This window comes from Leucobacter sp. cx-328, from assembly GCF_014530035.1.
Classification (GTDB): Bacteria; Actinomycetota; Actinomycetes; order Actinomycetales; family Microbacteriaceae; genus Leucobacter.
Genome location: NZ_JACVMX010000009.1, coordinates 76,468 through 94,705 on the forward strand (window position 1 = coordinate 76,468; position 18,238 = coordinate 94,705).

An 18,238-nucleotide genomic window follows, 5' to 3' on the forward strand; every position below is an offset into this window, starting at 1 on the left:
AGCCTACCCTCATGGTCGTAGATGGTCACTCGCTGGCCTTCCGTGCGTTCTATGCGCTTCCCGTCGATCGTTTCCAGACTCAGACGGGTCAGCACACGAACGCAGTGCACGGCTTCATTGCGATGTTCATCAACCTGTTGACCAACGAGAAGCCTGACGCGGTCGCGGTCGCGTTTGACATCTCACGTCACTCCTTCCGCACGGAGGAGTACCCCGAGTACAAGGGCACGCGTGGTGAAACGCCGCCCGAGTTCAAAGGACAGATACCGCTGTTGCAGGAGGCCCTGCACTCGATGGGAATCGTGACCATTGAGAAAGAGGGTTACGAGGCCGACGATATTCTCGCGACGCTCTCGACGACGGCCTCCGCTGCTGGGTATCGTGTGCTTGTGGTGAGCGGCGACCGCGACACTATTCAGCTTGTCGATGACAATGTCACGTTGCTATACCCGTCGAAGCAGGGCGTGACCGAGCTCACGCGGTACGACGCAGAAAAGGTGATGGAGCGATACGGCGTCCGGCCAGAGCAATATCCCGAGATTGCGGCGCTCGTCGGTGAGACCAGCGACAACCTGCCGGGCATTCCTCGTGTTGGCGAAAAGACTGCAGTGAAGTGGATCAATCAGTTTGGTTCGCTTGAAGAGATCTTGCGTCGGCAAGACGAGGTCACTGGCAAGGTCGGAGAGAGCCTGCGTGAAAACGCGCACTTGGCTGAGCGTAATCGCCGACTGAACCGGCTCGTGCGTGACGTTGAGCTGCCGGTCACGCTTCCCGAGCTCGACCGCGGTGAACTCGACATTGCCCAGGTGCAGCCCGTATTTGCGAAGCTGGAATTCCGAACTTTGCTTCAGCGAGTTGCAAAGCTTGCCGGCACCGAGGTTCCAGTCGGGGCTGCCGCGACCACCATTGAACTTGCTCCTCAGCTGCCTGAGGCGAAACTGCTCATCGACGAAGAGCTGGGGGACTGGCTCGCGAAATCCGACTCTCCCGCAGTTGAGTTCGCTCCGCTTGATAGCGTGATTGAAGTGGGTCTGGCCACGACTGAAGCGACGGTGAAATTCACCTGGCAGCCTGGCGGTCGTGACTACTGCCAGTTTGAGGAGTGGCTGTCGTCTGACGCTCCCAAGGTCTTCTTTGACGCGAAGGCACACATGCGCATCGCAGCAGGCGTCGGCGTGGAGCTTTCGGGTATCTCTGGAGATGCGCTTCTTGCTGCGTGGCTTTTCCGGCCGTCAGCTGCTGAGAAGACCCTCGCTGAAGCGGTGTTCCGCTACCTCGGGGAAGAGATTCCTACACCTGATCCGAACCAGCTGGTGCCTAACGAAGACGAAAATGCCGGCGTCGACGCGCGTGCCTGGTATGTCGCTCGCGTGCATCAGGCAATTGTCGGTCGTTTCTCGGAGGGCACCGGTTCGGTCTACCGCGACATCGAGCTCCCGCTGCTGCCGATTCTTGTTGCGCTTGAGACTCGAGGTGTCGCAGTTGATCTGCCGCTGTTTGAAGCGCATGACACCGAACTCCGTGCTCGAGTTGCTGAACTTGAACAGCGCGCGTTCACTGCAATTGGGCATGAGGTGAATCTTTCTTCACCGAAGCAGCTGCAGCAGGTGCTTTTTGAAGAACTCGACATGCCAAAGACCCGAAAGACTCGCACGGGTTACACCACCGATGCGGCCGCACTGCAAGATCTGCAACAGCGACAGCCGCACCCGTTCCTTGACGCGCTCCTCGAGCATCGAGACGCGAACAAGCTTCGCCAAATCGTTGAGACCCTCATGAAGGCCGTTGACGACGACTCTCGTATCCACACCACCCTTGTTCAGGTGGGGGCGAGTACGGGCCGTCTGGCTTCGACGGATCCTAACCTCCAGAACATCCCGGTCCGCACTGCAGAGGGCCGTCGGATTCGTGAAGGCTTCATCCACGAGCCGCAGGACAGCACGCTCATGACTGCTGACTACTCGCAGATTGAAATGCGAATCATGGCTCACCTGTCGGGCGATGAAGGGCTCATCGAAGCCTTCAACGCAGGTGAAGATCTGCACCGCTTTGTTGGTTCACGCATCTTTGGCGTCGAACCAGCAGAGGTGACGAATGAAATGCGTTCAAAGGTGAAGGCTATGTCGTATGGCCTTGCCTACGGTCTCTCCGCGTTTGGGCTTTCGAAGCAGCTCGGTATTACTGCGGGCGAGGCGAAGCAGCTGATGACTGACTACTTCGAGCGATTTGGTGGAGTGCGAGACTACCTGCGTGCGGTTGTAGAACAAGCGAAGGCCGATACGTACACTGAGACGATCTTCGGTCGCCGACGTCCATTCCCGGATCTTGCGAGTCCGAATCGAATCCTCCGTGAGAATGCGGAACGGGCTGCCCTGAACGCACCAATTCAAGGTTCGGCCGCCGACATCATCAAAATCGCTATGATTCGCGTGGAGCAGGCAATCGCAGAGGCTGGACTGCAGTCGCGCATGCTCCTGCAGATTCATGATGAATTGATGTTTGAGGTCGCTCCTGGTGAAGAAGCACAGCTGGAAACGCTCGTTCGCGAGGCAATGGCAAATGCCGCAGATCTCTCGGTACCGCTCGAAGTGCAGGTCGGAACCGGCCCCAACTGGAATGCCGCAGCACACTAGAGATAGTCACATTTTCGTGTCGGCTGTGAGGGAAGAAATCTGTAGCCTCTCACAGCCCCTTTCTCGATAGACTGAAATGGACCGTGCGTTTGCGCGGAATTCTTTTCTCGGAAGGACCTTCAGGGTGGATCCCATTTCAATCGTGATGTTCGGCCTCATTGCCGTGCTCATCTTCTTCATGTTCCGTAACGGGAAGAAGCGTCAGGCAGCCGCAGCGCAGATGCAGAACGACATGCGCCCCGGCGCTGAGGTAATGCTTTCGAGCGGCATCTACGCAACCATCGATTCGATTGATGAAGAGAACAACCGGGTTACGGTAACGAGCGGTTCGACCACGCTCGTAGTTCACCGTCAGGCGGTAAGCCAGATCATTGCTCCCACTGAGGCAGCACCGGTTGACGCGGCAGAGAGCGAACTCGCTCCTGACGATGATCCTGCATTCGGTGAGCGTATCGAGAACTCTGAAGCAGCTCAGCCTGAGAACGGTGATACGACCTCAGGCAACGACGACAGCGCCGATCAGGCGAAGTAACTCTTGATGCCGGGCTTCGGCCCGGCATCTCCTATTGAAAGCGAAAGCGCACTCATGGCGTCATCCCCTGCCGTCAAGAAGGCGAGGCGTTCGCTCGTCTTCCTTCTCGTCCTCATTGTTGGTCTGTCTGGCCTGATCACGCTCGGAGTTTTCCGTAGTGACGCGACGTGGACCCCGAAGCTTGCCCTTGATCTCCAGGGCGGCACCCAGATTTTGCTCGCTGCAAATCAAACCGATGGCCAGGCGGTCAGCGGTGAGCAGCTGAGCCAGGCTGTCTCGATCATCCGCCAGCGCGTTGACGCCTCTGGCGTTTCCGAGGCTGAAATCACTACTCAGGGCAGCAACCACATTTCGGTTGCGATCCCCGGTAAAGCTGACGAAGCTACGCTGAAGCGTATTGAAGCATCGGCAAACCTTGAGTTCCGGCCGGTGCTTGCAATCGCCGCAGGCCTCACGGAAGATCAGCTTGCAGAGTTGCAGACTGATCAGACCGCTGAGGCTGCTGACACCGAGGTAAATGCTGCGGTAGATGGTGAAGAAGCAGACGCGCCGAAGCCGACGACTGAAGAGCAGATCGCTGCCCGAGACCCGGAGCAGATCCCTGAAAGCGCAGGCGACACTGCCTGGCTTACCGAGCAGCTACAGGCCGACTTCCTCGAGTTCACCTGTATGGATGACTCAGTTCTGAACGCGGCAGAGATGCCAAAGGATCGTCCGCTCATTACCTGTGATTCGAACGGTCTCCAGAAGTACATTCTTGGCCCTGTCGAGCTCAGCGGCGACGTCATCACTGATGCGACTTCGCAGATGGGCACTACGAACTCGGGCGCATCGAACGGCCAGTGGGTTGTTCAGATGACCATGAACAAGAAGGGGGCCAAAGTCTTTGGTGAGATCAGCACCCGCCTCTTTGGTCAGCCTGCTCCCATGAACCAGTTCGCATTTGTGCTTGATGGTCGTGTGCTTTCCGCGCCTGCAATGCAGGCACAGATTCTCGATGGCCGGCCTTCTATTTCGGGTGACTTCACCCAGGAAGACGCTGCAACGCTCGCAGATCAGCTGAAGTTTGGCGCGTTGCCGATTGGCTTCACCGTGCAGAGTCAGGAAGATATTTCTGCAACGCTCGGTGCGAACCAGCTCCAGGCAGGCCTGCTCGCAGGCCTCATCGGTTTGCTCCTTGTCGTCGTTTACTCGCTGTTCCAGTACCGTTTGCTCGGTACCGTGACGATTGCTTCTCTCGCGATCGCAGCCGTGCTTACGTACCTGCTTCTCACGTTCTTCTCGTGGCGTCAGGGGTACCGACTCTCGCTCGCGGGCGTCGTGGGTATCGTGGTCGCGGTCGGCTTTACTGCAGACTCGTTCATTGTCTACTTCGAACGCATCCGTGACGCGCTACGCGATGGTCACCCGATCGAGCGTGCGGTAGAGAACGGCTGGAAGCGCGCGATCCGGACGGTTCTTGCTTCTGACGGCATCAACTTGCTTGCCGCGCTTATTCTGTTCATTCTCGCTGTCGGCAACGTCAAGGGCTTCGCGTTCACGCTCGGTCTGACGACCATTGTCGACGTGCTCGTAATCGCATTGTTCACCCACCCGATGCTCGTGCTACTCTCGCGGACGAAGTTCTACCAGTCGGGTCATCCCGCATCTGGTTTGAACCCCCAGCAGCTTGGCGCGGTATACCGAGGGCGCGCGCAGTTCCGTGAGCCAGTGGTGGCAGCTAAGGGCGCAGGTAAAAAGGTTGCGAAGAGCCGTAACGAAGCAGAACGGCGTCAGACGATCGCAGAACGCAAGGCTGCTGATCTTGCAGCTGCTGGTAAGGAGGGCTAAACATGGCTCGTTCATTCTCTGAGTTTGGTAACGCGCTCTACACCGGTGAGAAGTCGATCAACTTCATCGGCAAGCGCAAGATTTGGTACACGCTTTCGATCATCCTGATTGCACTCGCAGTCATTGGCCCGATCGCGCGCGGTGGCTTTAGCTTTGGCATTGAGTTCACCGGTGGTAGCCAGTTCCAGGTGCACCTCGCCGAATCCGCAAAGCAGGACCCGAAGATTGCCGAACAGGCCGTCGCGGAGGTCCTTCCGAATGCTGTTCCGAAGATCACGAAGCTCGGTCCGACCGATATTCGTGTGCAGACGGAGGCACTCAAAGAGTCAGAAAACATCGCGGTAACTGATGCACTTGCTACCGCCTACGATGTGAAGTCTGAAAAGGTCACGTATTCGTACGTGGGTCCCGCATGGGGACAGGACATCACGAAACAGGCGATCATCGCGCTTATCGTGTTCATTCTGCTAGCCGCGCTCGTGATGGCGATCTACTTCCGTACTTGGAAGATGTCGCTAGCGGCGCTGACCGCCCTGCTGCACGACCTCATCATCACCGCAGGTATCTACGGCCTCGCTGGTTTCGAGATCACCCCAGCAGCAATGATCGGCTTCCTGACGATCCTTGGCTATTCGCTGTATGACACCGTTGTGGTCTTCGATAAGATTCGCGAGAACACGACGCCCGGCGAGCTCAACGAGTCGCGTACCTTTGGTGAGTCGGTCAACCTTGCAGTGAACCAAACGCTTGTCCGTTCGATCAACACCTCGGTGGTTGCGTTGCTCCCCGTTGGCTCGATCCTCTTCATCGGCGCGTTCGTGCTCGGTGCCGGTACGCTCCGCGACATTTCGCTCGCGTTGTTCATCGGTATTCTCGTTGGCGCGTACTCGACGATCTTCATCGCTGCTCCTGTCTATGCGCAGTTGCGTGAGAAAGACAAGATCATTGTTGAGCACGACAAGAAGGTGCTTCGTCAGCGTGCGCGCGAGGAAGAGGTCGTAGCTGCGGAGGCATCCGAATAGCGGCTAAATGAAACTCGCGCACCCGCGGGTTCGTTAATTCGATCCCCCGTGGTGTAGCGTTCAATCAGTTCGAGGGAGAGTGCCATGAACGCGACTGACGCTACACCCGGGGGATCGACTGCCCTCCGCCGCCTTGTTCCGCGGATTTTTTCCCGGGGCTCAGGACACGGAGCGGTAGATGATTTGATCCGCACGGTCAAGGCCAACCATCCACGCGGTGACGTTGGCCTCATCGAGCGGGCCTACGCAGTGGCTGAGAAGGCTCACCGCGGGCAAAAGCGTCGGAGCGGTGAGCCATACATCACCCATCCCATCGCCGTCGCCCAGATCTTGGCTGATCTTGGCGTCGCCCCGGTTGCAATTGCAGCGGCACTTCTGCACGACACGGTAGAGGACACCGATTACACACTCGAGCAACTCACCGCAGACTTTGGCTCTGAGATTGCCATGCTCGTTGACGGTGTGACGAAGCTTGACAAAGTCAAGTACGGCGATTCAGCGCAGGCAGAAACCGTTCGCAAGATGGTAGTAGCGATGTCGAAAGACATTCGGGTGCTCGTTATTAAATTGGCGGATCGCCTCCACAATGCGCGCACCTGGGGATTCGTGCCGAGCGAGTCTGCAAAGCGGAAAGCGCAGGAGACTCTCGAGATCTTTGCGCCGCTCGCACACAGGCTCGGAATTCAGTCGATGAAGACTGAACTCGAAGACCTGTCATTCGCGGTGCTCAAGCCAAAACTGTATGCCGAGATCGACAATCTCGTGCAGCAGCGCAACCCACAGCGTGATGAGGTTGTCGGGAATGTGATCGGCGCGATCGAGTCTGACCTCCGAGATTCGAAGATCCGCGGGGAGGTGACTGGTCGGCCGAAAGAGTTGTACTCGATCTATCAAAAGATGATCGTGCGTGGGCGTGACTTTGATGACATCTACGACCTCGTCGGTATTCGAGTGCTTGTGAACTCGATCCGCGACTGTTATGCGGTGCTTGGCGCTGTACATGCGCGTTGGACTCCGATTCCTGGCCGTTTTAAGGACTACATCGCGACGCCCAAGTTCAACCTGTATCAGTCGTTGCACACGACGGTAGTGGGTCCTGACGGGCGCGCGGTCGAGATTCAGATTCGTACGTACGAGATGCACCAGCGTGCAGAGTACGGTGTTGCAGCGCACTGGAAGTACAAGCAACGGCAGCAGCGCCCCGAAGAGACCAAGTCGAACGATATGGCCTGGCTGGCACACATCTCTGACTGGCAAGCCGAAACGGAAGATCCGAGTGAGTTCCTCGATGCGCTCCGCTTCGAGATCGGCGCGAAAGAGGTTTACGTCTTCACTCCCAAGGGGCGAGTTATCGGACTCCCCGAGGGTGGTACGACCGTGGACTTTGCGTACGCAGTCCACACCGAGGTCGGCCACCGTACGATGGGTGCGCGCGTGAACGGCCGCCTGGTCCCGCTTGAGACCACCCTGCAGAACGGTGATGTCGTAGAGGTCTTTACCTCAAAGGATCCGGATGCGGGCCCGAACCGCTCCTGGCTCACGTTTGTGAAGAGCAAGCGTGCGCAGAACAAGATCCGCCAGTGGTTCTCGAAAGAACGGCGAGATGAGGCAGCCGAGGCCGGCAAGCTCGAGCTCACCAAGGCCCTGCGGAAGCAGAGTCTCCCGCTGCATCGACTGCTGAACTCCGAGGTGCTCCTGCAGGTCGCTGCACAGAACAACTTCGCAGATGTGACGACGCTCTACGCTGCGATCGGTGAGGGTCGTATTTCGGCCGCCAACGTGATCGATCGTGCGACCGCTCTCACTGCGGCAGACCGCGGGACAGTTGATGCGGAGAGCATCGCCGTGCAGGGCATTGACGCGCCAAAGCCGCGCCGTCACACCACCTCAGCAAGCGGGGTAATTGTTAAGGGCGCGACTGACGTACTCGCCAAACTTGCAAAGTGCTGCACTCCGGTTCCTGGCGATGATGTACGAGGCTTCGTGACCAAGGGGCAGGGCGTCTCGGTACATCGAATTGACTGCCCGAACTTTATTTCTCTCTCCACCCAGGTTGAGCGTCTCGTTGATGTCGAGTGGGCGCCGAACTCGAAGAGTATGTTCCTCGTTCAGATCCAGGTGGAAGCGCTTGACCGTTCCGGTTTGCTCTCCGACGTCACCAAGGCGCTCTCTGAGCACCACGTCAACATCCTTTCTGCCTCTGTGAACACATCGAGTGCGCGTCTGGCGGTGAGTCGCTTCGTGTTTGAGATGGCAGGGACGAACCACCTCGACCACGTACTCAACGCTGTGCGTCGAATTGAGGGCGTCTACGACGTCTATCGCGTTACGAACTAGGGGAGAGGCCTGGCTGCCCCGTATAGGGCTTCGAGTCGTGTGCGGATCAGCTTGCCCTCACTCGGTGAGCAACGCGAGGCCCTAGCACGGAGCTCTTCCAAGCGGCCGAACGCAAGCAATCGAACGGCTGCGCGCTCACGGGTATCGAACCTGCCTTGAGTGCGTAAGAGATCGTACGCTGTGCGCAACGGTGTGCTTACTGAGAAGCCGGCAAGCGTGTGGATCTCTGACTCAGCTATTCGACCGATGCGGTATGTAGCGCCAGAACGCTCCCGACCGGAGCTGATCCGCCCGCCGCGAGTGAGGACGGTCGGTTCGCCCGGCTGATAGCAGGCACCCCAGATCCATGCTGCCGTCATGTGAACAGCGATATAGCGCGGCGAAATGAGCCATCTGGAGAGCGCTGTAATGCGGGTGGCCGGCACGTCTGGCCACGACGCGAGCCGGAACCCAGGGCCACAAGCCACGACGGTGCCGCGGAGCCGTTCTGCGTACTGCTGGGCGATCGGCCAGTCTGCGATACGCGGCGGAACGGACTTACGGGTTTTGAACGTTGGTGTGGGGTACATGCGCCCCATCATGCGGGAACACGAAGGGCGGACGCCACTCGGTGACGCCCGCCCTGTGTATAACTCAGTTGACCTTAGTCACCGATTGCATCAAGCCACGACTTCTGGGTCGCGAGCTTTGCCTCAGCGGCTTCAGCCTTCTTGGCGTTACCAGCAGCCTTCGCAGCGCTGATCTCGGCCTCGAGCTCAGCAATCGATGCCTCAAGCTGTGCGCGGAGGCCGGTTGTGCGGGCCTGGGTCTCAGGGTTTGTGCGCGACCAGTGATCCTCTTCGAGCTGCTTCACGTGATCTTCAATACGGCGCAGGCGACCCTCGATGTCACGGAGTGACTCGCGGGGCACGCGGCCGACCTCGTCCCAGCGAAGCTGGAGCGCGGTGACCTGCTTGCGTGCTGCAGCGTGGTCGGTGATTTCGAGGATCGAAACGCCGTCGGCAAGGATTGCTTCCTTTGCCTCGAGGTTTGCGGTGTACTCCTCGTTGGTCTGTGCAGCGGCCTCGGCCTTTGCCTGGTACAGCACATCGCCTGCCGCCTTGAAGCGGGCCCAGAGCTGATCGTCGAGCTTGCGGCTCGCGCGGCCGGACGCCTTCCACTCATCGAGGAGGTCGCGGTATGCGGGGATACCGTCGATGCCGCGGCTAGCGAGCGCCTCAGCCTGAGTGATGAGGCGTTCCTTGCGGTGCTTGACCTCTTTGTTGTTTGCGTCGAGCTGCGAGAAGTGTGCGCGGCGAGCCGTGTCAAACGACTGGCGTGCGTTGCGGAAGCGCTTCCACAGGCCGTCAGCAACGGGCTTCGCGATGTGCAGGCCAGTGCGCTGTGCGGTCTGCCAGTCGGTGAAGAGCTTCTCGAAAGCGAGGCTCGTGTCCTTCCAACGGATCGATGCCTCAGGCTGTGCAGCAAGGCGCTCAGCCTCAACCACGATTGCCTCGCGTTCAGCGAGTGCAGCCTTCTTCGCTTCTTCGCGCTCCTGCTGCTGCTTTTCGGTGAGCTCTGCGGCGCGACCGTCAAGCTTCTCAACACGTGCGCGAAGTGCTGCGATGTCGCCGACCGCTGCGGGCTCGACGAGCTGCTCGCGCAGCTTGGTTACTGCCTCTGCGGCTGAACCGTCAGTTGTGCCTCGCGCGACGCGGGCCTCGAGGAGCGTAATCTGCCCCGCGAGATCGTTGTACTTGCGCTCGAAGTAGGCCAGGGCCTCTTCAGGGGTGCCGTCAGGGAAAGAGCCTACGACGCGCTCGGCGTCACCCTCGCGCACGTAAACCGTGCGGTCCTCATCGACTCGTCCCCAAGGGGTTTCGTTCGTAGCTTCGCTCACCGTGTTGCTCACCTGCCGTGCGGGATCGACGTTGTCCGCCGACCGTGGAATAGACGGTATCCACTATAGCCATAGTGTGGCGATAAAAGCGGGGGAGTTCGACGCTTCATTGAATCCGAAGATACGATGGCAGCGTGTCAGGATCCGCGCCCTTCTCCGTAACCGCCCCGCTCGCGGTGCGAATGCGGCCGCGTTCACTCGATGAAGTCGTCGGCCAACGAAAGCTGCTGCGGCCCGGATCTCCCTTGCGTCAGCTTGCGAGCGATAGCACTGGCTCGGCCGTGTCTCTCATTCTCTGGGGGCCGCCCGGCACCGGCAAAACCACCATCGCGCAGGCAATCGCGCACTCGAGTGGGAGACGGTTCGTGGAGCTTTCCGCGGTCACGGCTGGGATCAAAGACGTTCGCACGGTCATGGAGCGTGCGCTCAATGACCGTGATTTGTATGACATTGCAACCGTGCTCTTTTTGGATGAGATTCACCGTTTCACGAAGGCGCAGCAGGATGCGTTACTTCCCGGCGTAGAAAACGGCTGGGTGACGCTCGTCGCCGCAACCACCGAGAATCCCTCTTTCTCGGTGATTAGTCCGTTGCTGTCTCGTTCACTGTTGCTCACACTCGAGCCACTCACTGACGATGATCTTCGGGAATTGTTGACGCGCGCTGTCGCGGATCCGCGTGGCCTTCGAGGTGCTGTGGAACTCGCACCCGAAGCGCTTGATGCGCTCGTGCAACTTGCTTCTGGCGACGCTAGACGCGCACTCACTGCGCTGGAGGCTGCTGCGGCGTCTGCGATGACCCCGGTCGATCTTCTTGCAACCGACGACGAAGACGATGATGACGATGATGACGATGATGAGGACGATGACCGGGGCCTCGATGAGGCGCCCGCCAGTGACGCAGAATCCGACGCGCCGGCGTCCCTTCCGCTCGTCACCTTCGAGATCGTCGAGGCGTCGGTTGATCGCGCACTTCTTCGGTACGACCGCAACGGCGATCAGCACTATGACGTGGTGAGCGCCTTCATTAAGTCGATGCGCGGCTCTGATCCCGATGCCGCCATTCACTACCTTGCACGAATGCTTGAGGCGGGGGAGGACCCGCGCTTTATCGCCAGGCGACTCATGGTCCATGCGGCAGAAGATGTTGGAATGGCGGATCCGCAGGCGCTCCCTATTGCAGTCGCAGCAGCCGAGGCAACTCAGATGATTGGCCTGCCAGAGGCGCGGATCCCGCTTGCAGAAGCGACGATCTACATTGCGACGGCGCCCAAGTCTGGTGCGGTCATCGCTGCCATTGACTCGGCAATCGCTGACGTGAAGGCTGGCCGCTTCGGACTTGTTCCGAAGCATTTGCGTGATGCGCACTATCCCGGCGCGAAACGCCTCGGTCACGGCAAGGGGTACCTGTACCCGCACAACGACCCGCGCGGAGTGTCGACGCAGCAGTACCTTCCCGATGAACTGAAAGATCGTGTCTATTACTCGCCAACGACGCACGGAAATGAGCGCGACGTGTCGGAGCGCCTGGAGAAGATTCGACGTATCACGCGGGGCTCGTGATACGATAGACGCTGGCCAACACCGCGCCAAAGATTTTATCTTGGGCTGAACGGTGGCAGTGGGCCCCTCGTTGGGTTTCTGCAATGGTCGTTCCCTCACCGAGAAATCGGTTCGCTGCGTCGCGTGCGTCACTTGTTGGCGCGGGCGCAGCATAGCCGGGAGAACGCGTGGCTTCACCGAAGCTGCGATGTAATCAGAAACCGAAAGGATCCACGTGTCAACCACGTCGCGTACCCGTTCACAGACTCGCCTGAGCCGCTCGCTCGGCATTGCTCTGACCCCCAAGGCTACTCGTTACCTCGAGAAGCGCCCCTACGGTCCCGGCCAGCACGGCCGCACCAAGCGTAAGAGCGACAGCGACTACGCGGTTCGCCTTCGCGAGAAGCAGCGTCTTCGCGCTCAGTACGGCATCCGTGAGAAGCAGCTCACCATTGCGTTCAAGGAAGCTCGTCGTCTTGACGGCCTGACCGGTGAGAACCTGGTCGAGCTCCTCGAGATGCGTCTCGACGCACTCGTGCTCCGCGCAGGCTTCGCACGCACCACCGCTCAGGCTCGTCAGATGGTTGTGCACCGCCACATCCTCGTTGACGGCAAGATCGTTGACCGCCCGTCGTTCCGCGTCAAGCCCGGTCAGCTCATCCACGTCAAGGAGCGCTCGGAAGCTACTGAGCCCTTCCAGATCGCTGCTGCAGGTGGCCACGCTGAGGTTCTTCCCGCAGTTCCGGGTTACCTCGAGGTTGAGCTCGAGAAGCTCCAGGCTCGCCTGGTTCGCCGCCCCAAGCGCGCTGAGGTCCCCGTGACCTGTGAAGTTCAGCTCGTCGTCGAGTACTACTCGGGTCGCTAAGCTTCCGCTTACATTCAGGCGGGTGTCGGTTTTTCCGGCACCCGCCTTTTTGCATCATCGCCCGAGAGGGTATGTGCGACCGGATAGACTGGGACGATGTGCAGGTGCCAAATGGCACCGTGCAAGATGCATACGCGACGAGAGGCGAATCGATGCGCAAACTGAACTGGCTGGTAAGTGGCGTTGTGATTGGCTTTGTTGCCGCCCACTTCGTGAACTCCACCGAGGGTGGTCGCCGTTTCTTCGGCCGCGTGAACCGCGGAATGGAAGAGTTTAGCCGCGCGTTCTCGACCGGCTACCACGACGCTGAAGCGGCAGGGCGTCCGGCTGATTCCGAGCAGGCGCTCGACAGCCAGACCGAACAGCACTAATTTTTAGATTTTAAGAGGAGCAGCACCCGCATGCAGACCGCAGAGATCCGACGCCGTTGGCTTGATTTTTTCGCACAGCGCGAGCACACGGTAGTCCCGTCGGCCTCACTGGTAACTGACGACCCGAGCCTGATGTTCACGGTTGCCGGCATGGTCCCGTTCGTGCCCTACCTCTCGGGCATGGTGCCTGCTCCTTACAACCGTGCGACGAGTGTGCAGAAGTGCATCCGCACGAACGACATCGAAGAGGTCGGCAAGACCCCTCGCCACGGCACCTTCTTCCAGATGTGTGGCAATTTCTCGTTCGGTGATTACTTCAAGGACGGCGCAATTCGTTACGCCTGGGAGTTCCTCACCACTTCCGAGACTGATGGCGGTCTCGGTTTCTCAGCAGACGACCTCTGGGTCACTGTCTACGAAGAGGACGATGAGGCATTCGACCTCTGGTCGCAGCACTCGACCCTGCCTGCAGAGCGCATTCAGCGCCTCGGCAAGGAAACCAACTACTGGTCGACCGGTCAGCCCGGTCCCGCTGGTCCCTGCTCCGAGATCTTCTTCGACATGGGTCCCGAGTATGGCATCGACGGCGGCCCCGCGACCGACGACGACCGCTACGTCGAAATTTGGAACCTCGTGTTCATGGAATACCAGGTCACCGATGTGAAGTCGAAGATTGACTTCACCATTGAGGGTGAGTTGCCCAAGAAGAACATCGATACCGGCATGGGTCTTGAGCGCGTTGCGTTTATCAAGCAGGGCGTCGAGAACATGTACGAAATCGACGAGGTACGCCCCGTTCTTGACCGTGCAGCAGCACTTGCTGGCAAGACCTATGGCGAAAATAAGGCTGATGACATCCGCCTGCGCATCATCGCCGATCACGTTCGTTCGTCACTCATGCTCATCGGTGATGGCGTTACGCCGTCGAACGAGGGCCGTGGTTACATTCTGCGTCGTCTGCTGCGCCGTGTGATCCTCTCGATGCGTTTGCTCGGCGTGAATGGCACCTGCTTCGCAGAGCTGTTCGAGGTATCGCGCAACGCAATGGCGAGTTCGTACCCCGAGATTGCAGAGAACTACGACTTCATCTCGCGTGCAGCGCTCGCAGAGGAGAAGACCTTCCTGCGTACCCTTGCCTCGGGTATCGAGGTACTTGACGACGCAATCTCATCGGCGAAGCAGTCAGGTGGCGTCGTTACCGGTGACGCTGCGTTCCTGCTGCACGACACCAAGGGTTTCCCCATCGAGCTCACACTCGAGCTGGCTGAAGAGGCTGGCGTCTCGGTCGACCGCGAGGTCTTCACCACGCTCATGACCGAGCAGCGCGAGCGCGCAAAGGCCGATGCGAAGGCGAAGAAGGGGCAGCGCGCAGACCTTTCTGTCTACAAGGAGCTGCGTGGCCTCGGCGAGACCAAGTTTGTCGGTTACGACGAGCTGCAGCACGAGAGTCGTGTGCTCGGCATCGTTGTTGACGGCGAATCGCGCCAGGAGGCTCTCGAGGGCGAGATCGCAGAGGTTGTCCTCGGTGAGACCGCGCTCTGGGCTGAGTCCGGTGGTCAGGATTCCGATCAGGGCCTCATCGTCGGAGACGGCTTCGAGGCAGAGGTACTCGACGTGCAGAAGCCGGTTCCCGGTCTCATCGTGCACACTGTTCGCGTGAAGCTCGGCGTACTCGGTCTCGATGCACGCGCTGAGAGCCGTGTCGATGCAAACTACCGCCGCGGTGCAACGCAGGCACACTCGGCAACGCACATCGTGCATGCCGCCCTGCGCGACGTACTTGGCCCCAACGCGCATCAGGCGGGTTCCTACAATAAGGCCGGCTACATGCGACTCGACTTCACCCAGTCGGAGGCGCTCTCGAACGAGACGAAGAGCGAGATCGAGGAGATCTCGAACCTGGCAATCCGTTCGAACTACGAGGTTGTTACCCGGGAGATGGGGCTCGATGAAGCCAAGTCGCTTGGCGCGATGGCACTCTTCGGTGAGAAGTATGGCGATCGCGTGCGCGTGGTCGACATCGGGGGCCCGTGGTCGCGCGAGCTCTGCGCAGGCACCCACGTGGGGAGCTCGGCGGAGGTCGGCATGATCAGCCTCGTGAGCGAGAGCTCGGTTGGCTCGACCAATCGCCGTATCGAGTCGCTCGTCGGCTTCGAAGCATTCCAGAACTTTGCGGCAGAGCGTGCAATTGTGCAGCAGCTCAGCAGTGGCCTCAAGGTTCCGCGTACCGAGCTCATCGCACGCGTGCAGGAGCTTGGCGCACAGCTGAAGACGGCAGAGAAGAAGATCGCGTCGATGGAAGCAGCACAGCTTCAGCAGCGCGTTCCCGAGCTCATTGCGGGCGCTGAAGACCTCAACGGTGTTCACGCGGTACTCGTTTCGCTCGGCTCGGCAGCTGGCGGCGATGACCTGCGTACCCTCGCAATCGATATCCGTGAGCGCCTTGGCAGCGATGCTGCAGTTGTGGTGCTCGCTGGTGAGGCAGGTGGCAAGCCCGTTCTCGTTGCGGCAACCAACGCGGCTGCGCGTGAACGCGGTGTGAAAGCAGGCGACCTCGTGAAGCGCGGTTCGCAGATCCTCGGCGGCGGCGGCGGCGGCAAGCCCGATATGGCGCAGGGCGGCGGAACTGACGTGGCGCAGGTTCCGGCGGCTCTCGCCGAGATCCGCGCACTGATTGGCGCGTAAGCGCGTGCGAACTGGAACGAGACTCGGCATCGACGTCGGCAAGGCGCGCATTGGTGTTGCGCGCTGCGATCCGCATGGCATGCTCGCGACCCCGGTCGAGACGGTGGCGCGTGATCACGACGGCACTGCCGATCTCGCGCGTATCGGTGCGATTGCCGATGAATACGACGTTATGGAGTTTGTGGTTGGTCTTCCCCTGAATATGCAGGGAAAGGCCACCCCCTCCACCGAGGACGCACGCGAGTTTGCGGAATCGCTTGCACGGTTGCATCCTGCGCGTAGTGTGCGCCTCGTAGACGAGCGTCTTTCGACGGTGACGGCGCAAGCCCAGCTGCATCAGACCGGTCGGAACACGAAGAAGAGCCGCTCGGTGATTGATCAGGCTGCTGCGGTAATTATTTTGCAACAGGCGCTCGACTCCGAGCGCGCACAGGGCCGTGGGCCTGGCACTCCTGTGACTGCGGAAGACTGAGAGTAGGGAGCCCGACGTGAATCGACGAGCACGGACTCAAGCGCGAAAGAAGCGGAAAACGATCGGATGGTCGATCGCTGCCGCAATCGTCGTGCTGCTCGGTATTGGTGGCGGCGTCGCGTGGAGCCAGTATGGCGATCGCATCTCGCTGGCACTTGGCTGGACCAGCAACGACTATGAGGGCGCTGGCACCGGCGAAGTGACCGTCATCATTCGCTCCGGCGATGATGGCACGGACCTCGCGCAACAGCTTGCAGAGCTTGACGTGGTAAAGACCCCGGAAGCGTTCATCTCGACGCTCGTGGCGCAAGATGAGGAACCCATGTTCCATCCTGGTGCGTTTTCCCTGCGTCTGCAGATGAGCGCGCAGGCCGCGCTCGACGCGCTGCTCGACCCTGAAAACGAACTTGACCTTCGCGTGACGATCCCAGAGGGCAAGACCGTCGAACAGACGATTCGCATCATTTCGGAGCAGTCAACCGTTCCGCTTGCAGACATGCAGGCAGCGGCTGCAGACCTCGAAGCATTTGCGCTTCCCGCGGGCGTCGACAGCCTCGAAGGCTGGCTTTTCCCGGCGACCTACGAGTTCGAAATTGATACGACGGGTAAGGAAGCAGTGCACTTGCTCTTCGATACTCAGCTCGACGTTCTTGACGAATTTGGCGTTGCCGAGGCAGATCGTGAGCGCGTACTCACCATCGCTTCGATCGTGCAGCGCGAGGCTGGCCAGGTTGAAGACTTTGGAAAAGTGTCTCGAGTCATCGCGAACCGTCTGGAAAAAGACATGAAGCTTGAGATGGACTCGACTGCTCACTATGGCTTCGGTGCGCATGAAGACGGCGACGTTTGGACCTCCGATGAGGCTCGCGCAGACGAAAACGCCTGGAACACTTACGCTCACACCGGTCTGCCAGTCGGTCCGATCGCGAACGCAGGTCGCGACGCAATCAATGCTGCGCTGAATCCGACACCGGGCGACTGGATCTACTTCGTGAACGCTCCCGGCAATGACGGTGCGTTGTCGTTCAACTCGACGCTTGAGGCGCATGAAAAGTCGGTCGATGAATTCCGTGAGTGGTGCAACACCACTCCAGATAGCGGGTGCTAAGTGAGCGACACAGACAAGATCACTGCTGCCGATGCGGCCACCGAATTTCTCGGCGTTGTTGGGTCGCCAATTTCGCACTCGAAGTCGCCCGATATTCACGCTGCAGCGTACGCCGAGCTTGGTCTTGCGTGGCGCTACGGCCGCGACGAATTGCAGTCGGCTGACCTCGCAGGTTACCTCGCTGAGCGATTGGCGAACTGGCGAGGGCTTTCCCTGACGATGCCACTGAAAGAAGAGGCATTTCGCCTCGCCTCGCTCCGTGACCCAGTCGCGGAGGAGAGTGGCGTCGTGAACACCCTGCTTCGTCTCGACAGCGAAAAGCAGCCGTGGGCGGGCTTTAACACCGACGTTCCCGGGCTTGCAGCAGCGATTGAACACGCCGGGCTTGATGCTTCAGACGTTCTCGTGCTTGGCTCGGGTGCTACGGCCGTTTCGGCGGTTCTTGCCGCACGAAAGCTTGGCGCAAAAACCGTGCGAGTGCTTGCTCGAAATGCGAGCGCTGTGGAGAAGCTCGTTGGGCGCTTTGACGGAACTGTGGAGCCTGGCTTTGCGGTGCCGGTTCGCGTGCTCGCAGCAGGTGCTGAGAGTTCTGTGTCTCGTGACCTGTCGCTGACCGCGGCATACTCGGCCGATGTTGGTATTGCTGACGCGACGCTTGTCATATCAACGCTTCCGGCGGACGCAGCTGCCAAGCTCGAGGTCCCCGCGGATCTCGCACAGGTGCCGCTGTTTGACGTCGCCTATGACCCATGGCCGTCAGGACTAGCGACAGCTTGGACTGCGGCCGGCGGCGTCGCCCACCCCGGTGTGGCAATGCTCGTAGAGCAGGCACTGTTGCAGGTGCGAATTTTCGTCAATGGTGATCCGAATTTCCCCGTCGATGGGGAAGATCGCGTGTATGCGGCAATGCGCCAGGCCGGTGGCCTGAACGCACCCGACGTACAGAATGTGGAAAGATAGGGC

The 18,238-nt window shown here is 59.8% G+C and carries 14 protein-coding genes; 12 read left to right on the plus strand and 2 right to left on the minus strand.

Annotated features, from left to right (window positions below):
* The first annotated feature begins 11 nt into the window (after positions 1-11).
* The 5 genes from polA to ICL81_RS10335 all read left to right on the plus strand — a co-directional run bounded on the left by polA (position 12) and on the right by ICL81_RS10335 (position 8,354).
* Complete coding sequence (gene polA, locus ICL81_RS10315; protein ID WP_188034836.1) at positions 12-2,633, plus strand: DNA polymerase I; 2,622 nt, start codon at positions 12-14, stop codon at positions 2,631-2,633.
* 124 nt (positions 2,634-2,757) lie between these two features.
* Positions 2,758-3,165, plus strand: coding sequence for a preprotein translocase subunit YajC (gene yajC, locus ICL81_RS10320; protein ID WP_353055501.1), 408 nt, complete (start codon positions 2,758-2,760; stop codon positions 3,163-3,165).
* 54 nt (positions 3,166-3,219) lie between these two features.
* Complete coding sequence (gene secD / locus ICL81_RS10325; RefSeq protein ID WP_188034797.1) at positions 3,220-4,995, plus strand: protein translocase subunit SecD; 1,776 nt, start codon at positions 3,220-3,222, stop codon at positions 4,993-4,995.
* 2 nt (positions 4,996-4,997) lie between these two features.
* Positions 4,998-6,017 (plus strand): protein translocase subunit SecF, encoded by a 1,020-nt coding sequence (secF, locus tag ICL81_RS10330; protein ID WP_188034798.1) that lies wholly within the window; start codon positions 4,998-5,000, stop codon positions 6,015-6,017.
* 84 nt (positions 6,018-6,101) lie between these two features.
* Positions 6,102-8,354: a bifunctional (p)ppGpp synthetase/guanosine-3',5'-bis(diphosphate) 3'-pyrophosphohydrolase gene (locus ICL81_RS10335; protein ID WP_188034799.1), complete on the plus strand. Its 2,253-nt coding sequence runs from the start codon at positions 6,102-6,104 to the stop codon at positions 8,352-8,354.
* Here ICL81_RS10335 and ICL81_RS10340 read toward each other — a convergent pair.
* Both ICL81_RS10340 and ICL81_RS10345 read right to left on the minus strand, forming a co-directional pair.
* The gene (locus tag ICL81_RS10340; protein WP_188034800.1) at positions 8,351-8,923 is read right to left on the minus strand and encodes a hypothetical protein; all 573 of its coding nucleotides are present in this window, start codon (positions 8,921-8,923) and stop codon (positions 8,351-8,353) included. The two genes, ICL81_RS10335 and ICL81_RS10340, sit on opposite strands and share 4 nt — an antisense overlap.
* Before the next feature lie 74 nt (positions 8,924-8,997).
* Positions 8,998-10,233, minus strand: a complete 1,236-nt coding sequence (locus ICL81_RS10345; protein WP_188034801.1) for a DUF349 domain-containing protein — start codon at positions 10,231-10,233, stop codon at positions 8,998-9,000.
* A gap of 182 nt (positions 10,234-10,415) precedes the next feature.
* Between ICL81_RS10345 and ICL81_RS10350 the strand changes: the two genes are divergently transcribed.
* From ICL81_RS10350 to ICL81_RS10380, 7 genes are all read left to right on the plus strand, one after another.
* Entirely contained in the window at positions 10,416-11,795 is a 1,380-nt protein-coding gene (locus ICL81_RS10350) for a replication-associated recombination protein A (protein ID WP_188034837.1), read from the plus strand.
* Between the two features lie 214 nt (positions 11,796-12,009).
* On the plus strand, positions 12,010-12,639 hold the full coding sequence (gene rpsD / locus ICL81_RS10355; protein WP_188034802.1) for a 30S ribosomal protein S4: 630 nt from the start codon (positions 12,010-12,012) through the stop codon (positions 12,637-12,639).
* A gap of 104 nt (positions 12,640-12,743) precedes the next feature.
* Positions 12,744-13,010, plus strand: a complete 267-nt coding sequence (locus ICL81_RS10360; protein ID WP_353055502.1) for a hypothetical protein — start codon at positions 12,744-12,746, stop codon at positions 13,008-13,010.
* Positions 13,011-13,040: 30 nt separating this feature from the next.
* A complete protein-coding gene (gene alaS, locus ICL81_RS10365; protein ID WP_188034803.1) occupies positions 13,041-15,695 on the plus strand; it encodes an alanine--tRNA ligase in 2,655 nt (884 codons plus the stop codon).
* A 4-nt stretch (positions 15,696-15,699) separates the two neighbouring features.
* On the plus strand, positions 15,700-16,167 hold the full coding sequence (ruvX, locus tag ICL81_RS10370; protein ID WP_188034804.1) for a Holliday junction resolvase RuvX: 468 nt from the start codon (positions 15,700-15,702) through the stop codon (positions 16,165-16,167).
* Between the two features lie 16 nt (positions 16,168-16,183).
* On the plus strand, positions 16,184-17,275 hold the full coding sequence (gene mltG / locus ICL81_RS10375; protein WP_188034805.1) for an endolytic transglycosylase MltG: 1,092 nt from the start codon (positions 16,184-16,186) through the stop codon (positions 17,273-17,275).
* The gene (locus ICL81_RS10380; RefSeq protein ID WP_353055503.1) at positions 17,276-18,235 is read left to right on the plus strand and encodes a shikimate dehydrogenase; all 960 of its coding nucleotides are present in this window, start codon (positions 17,276-17,278) and stop codon (positions 18,233-18,235) included.
* Positions 18,236-18,238 lie beyond the last annotated feature (3 nt).